This is a genomic window from Streptomyces sp. NPDC006265, from assembly GCF_040613555.1.
In the GTDB taxonomy this organism is placed as follows: domain Bacteria; phylum Actinomycetota; class Actinomycetes; order Streptomycetales; family Streptomycetaceae; genus Streptomyces.
The window spans coordinates 1-3,346 of record NZ_JBEXSH010000949.1 but is presented as its reverse complement, the minus strand read 5'-3'; the positions used below and the strand labels follow the sequence as shown (position 1 = coordinate 3,346).

Sequence of the window (3,346 nt, the reverse complement as noted above, 5' to 3'; positions counted from 1 at the left end):
GTTCTTGAACAGTGAGTCGTGGGTGGGGTCGCTGCCGGCAGGCTCCGGGCCGCCGCCGTCGGTGCGCGCGACGGCGGGCTCGTGCACCTGGATCTCAGCCACGGGACTGTCCCAGCCCTCCCGCTGTCGGCCTGTTTTCGGGCAGTCCTCCCGGCGCCTGGACGGGCTGCGCCCCGGACCGCTCCAGCACCTCGACGACCGTCCGCGCCCGCAGCGGGTCCACGGGCAGTGCGTGCCGCGCGAACCAGCGGGCCGCCGCGGGGGCCGGTGAGAGGTCGGTGAACTCCGCACCGGCGTAGTCGTCCAGGGGCGGGTCGTAGAGGTAGCCGACGACGATGCCCTGCCGTGCCAGCGCCGCGATCGCCGCGTCCCGGTCGGCCACGAACAGCGGGACGCGGAACAGCGGCTGCGTCCCGTGGCCGTCACGCGGCTTGGCCCAGGGCGTGGACAGCAGCAACTCCGTGCCCGCCCGGCAGGCGTCCAGCACCTCGTCCAACCGGTCGAGCTTGTGCCCGATGCGCCGCAGCCGCAGCCGGCCGGGCGCCAGACGGTAGTCGTGCATGTCGACGCGCACCCACGGGTGGTGGGCGTCGAGCCCGGGCATCTCGCGGGCGGCGAGGGCGAGTTCGTCCGGGCGCAGCGGCATCCGGATCTCCTCGCGGTCCGCCATCCCCAGCAGCCGGATCGCGGCCCAGGCGGCACGCCGCAGCCGCAGCCCGCGAACCGTCGCCTCCGCGTACGGCCGGACCAGGTAGGCGAGTTCGGCGCTCGTCCGGCGCGGCGCGAGCAGTCCCGTACAGGTCTTCTCCACCGCCTCCCGTAATCCGGAATCCGCGAGCGAGAGCATGCCTCCGGCCTTCGCCCCGACGTGCTTGGACAGGCTGAACACGGAGGCCTCGCCCCAGGCCCCGACCGGCCGGTCACCCACCCGGCTGCCGATCGCATGCGCCCCGTCCTCGAACAGCGGGATCCCCAGCGCGTCGCACTTCTGTCTGAGGCGCGGCGCCGGGTCCGGGTTCCCGTACAGGTTCGTCGTGAGCACGGCCGACACCGAGCCCCACACCTCGTCCGGCACGGCATCGATGTCGATGGACGCGTCGAGCGGGTTCAACGGCGCCTGCACCGGGCGCAGTCCGGCCGCGAGCACGACGAAGAAGATCACGTCGTCGTTGACCGGCGACATCAGCACGCGTCCGCCGGGCGGGCACCAGTGGCGCAGCGCCACGTACAGCCCGAAACGGCACGACGGTACGTACACACATTCCCGGCCGAGCCGGACGCGCATGGTCTCTTCCAGCCGCTTCGGCTGTGCACCACGCCGCACCGGACCCGGACCGGCCTCCCCTATGGCCATCCGCCCCCCAGATGTGCCGTGGGAAAGCCCCCTCCCCGAGGCCTTCCGGCACCCGCCCAGAGTCGCCCCGTTCGCACCGCTCCGTCAAGATTGCGTCGCGTCCTGTGGATAACTTCCGGCACGTACGAATGTGGCGTCCCGTCCGGCCCGCCGGAGTCGCCCCGTCCGGTCCCACCTGGACCCACCTTGACCCACCTGCCCCGTTCGTCCCTCTCCACCTCCTCGGACTCTGCCCAGGACCGGCGCGTCACCCGTAACGTGTGGCACGACCACGAATACGTGGCGACGACATGGCACACCCGAAAGCGAGGCAGCACCCGATGCCCCCCTTCGATGTCCCCGAGGGCGACCCCTTCGGCCCGCACAATCTGCCGTACGGCGTGTTCTCCCTGCCCGGCTCGTCCCACCGGACCGTGGGCGTCCGGCTCGGCGACCATGTGCTGGACGCGGGCGCCGCGGCCCACGCGCTCGGCTCTCCGTACGCCTCCCTGCTCGCCCGGCCGACCCTCAACCCGCTGCTGGCCGCCGGCCGCACGGCCTGGTCGGACGTGCGCCGGGCGCTGACCGCCTGGGTGACCGTGCCGTCCCACCGCGAGACCGTCGCACCGCTGTTCCACCCCCTGTCGTCGGTGGACCTGCACCTGCCGTTCGAGGTCGCGGACTACGTCGACTTCTACGCCTCCGAGAACCACGCCCGGAACGTCGGACAGATCTTCCGGCCCGACGCGGAGGACTCCCTCACCCCCAACTGGAAGCACCTGCCCATCGGCTACCACGGCCGCTCCGGCACGGTCGTCGTCTCCGGCACGGAGATCGCACGGCCGTCCGGCCAGCGCAAGGCCCCCACGGATGCCGCTCCCGTCTTCGGCCCGTCCGTCCGCCTGGACATCGAGGCCGAGGTCGGTTTCGTCGTCGGCGTGCCGTCCCGGATGGGCGCGCCGGTGGCCCTCGGCGACTTCCGCGAGCACGTGTTCGGGCTGTGTCTCCTCAACGACTGGTCCGCCCGCGACGTCCAGGCCTGGGAGTACGTGCCTCTCGGCCCGTTCCTCGGCAAGTCCTTCGCCACGTCGGTGTCGGCGTGGATCACCCCGCTGGACGCCCTGGAGGAGGCCCTCGTGCCGCCCCCGGCCCGGACGCACGAGCTGCTGCCGTACCTGGACGACAGCGACGAGGAACCCGGCGGTTACGACCTGCGGATCAGCGTCGCCGTCAACGGTCACGTCGTCTCCGAGCCGCCCTTCTCCACCATGTACTGGACGGCCGCCCAGCAGCTGGCCCACATGACCGTCAACGGCGCCTCCCTGCGCACCGGCGACCTCTACGGCTCCGGCACGGTCAGCGGCCCGGCGGAACACGAGCGCGGCTCCCTGCTGGAGCTGACCTGGAACGGCCGCGAGCCCCTCGACCTCCCCGACGGCAAGCGGACGTTCCTGGAGGACGGTGACGAGGTGACCCTCTCGGCCTGGGCCCCGGGGCCGCACGGCACTCGGGTGGGGCTGGCCGAGGTGACCGGGCGAGTGGTCCAGGGCTGACGCGAGTCGGCCGGGGTCCGGCCGACGGTCGCCCCTGCGGTCCCTTCCGTTGTCGTTCGGCCCCTGACGCACACCGCCCGGCCCGTCATACTGGGCGCAGGGCGGTGTGCCCGCGCCTACGTCACGCTCGCCGTGGCCATCGGTGCGCACGGCGACCGCCCTCCCCCGCACCACCCGTGTCCGCCCCTCTTCCGACGAGGAACCGGAGCCCGTGGCCATGACCGTCTGCCTGCTCCTGCTGAGCGTCGTCGCCGTGACGGCCGCCGTCCCCGTTCCCCGGGCGCTGACCCGGGCCGCGTGGCCCGAGCGGGACCCGGTGGTCGCGCTGTGGGTCTGGCAGTGCCTGGTCGCCACCGTCCTGCTGGCCTGCGTGACGGCGCTCTCCCTGGGAGCCGCCGCCGTCTTCGGCACGGTCCGCGCCCAACTGTTCGCGGGTGGTGGGGGCAAGGCCACCGGTGAC

Annotated in this window: 2 protein-coding genes and 1 pseudogene; 2 read left to right on the top strand and 1 reads right to left on the bottom strand. The window is 73.1% G+C overall.

From position 1 onward, the window contains the following. Positions 1 to 94: 94 nt before the first annotated feature. On the bottom strand, positions 95 to 1,354 hold the full coding sequence (locus ABZ281_RS43290; protein WP_356663633.1) for a DegT/DnrJ/EryC1/StrS family aminotransferase: 1,260 nt from the start codon (positions 1,352 to 1,354) through the stop codon (positions 95 to 97). A gap of 320 nt (positions 1,355 to 1,674) precedes the next feature. Here ABZ281_RS43290 and fahA point away from each other — a divergent pair, with 320 nt between their 5' ends. Together fahA and ABZ281_RS43280 are read left to right on the top strand one after the other, a co-directional pair. Then, positions 1,675 to 2,886, top strand: a complete 1,212-nt coding sequence (fahA, locus tag ABZ281_RS43285; protein ID WP_356663631.1) for a fumarylacetoacetase — start codon at positions 1,675 to 1,677, stop codon at positions 2,884 to 2,886. Between the two features lie 217 nt (positions 2,887 to 3,103). Next, positions 3,104 to 3,346, top strand: a pseudogene (locus ABZ281_RS43280) (hypothetical protein); the annotation flags it as partial.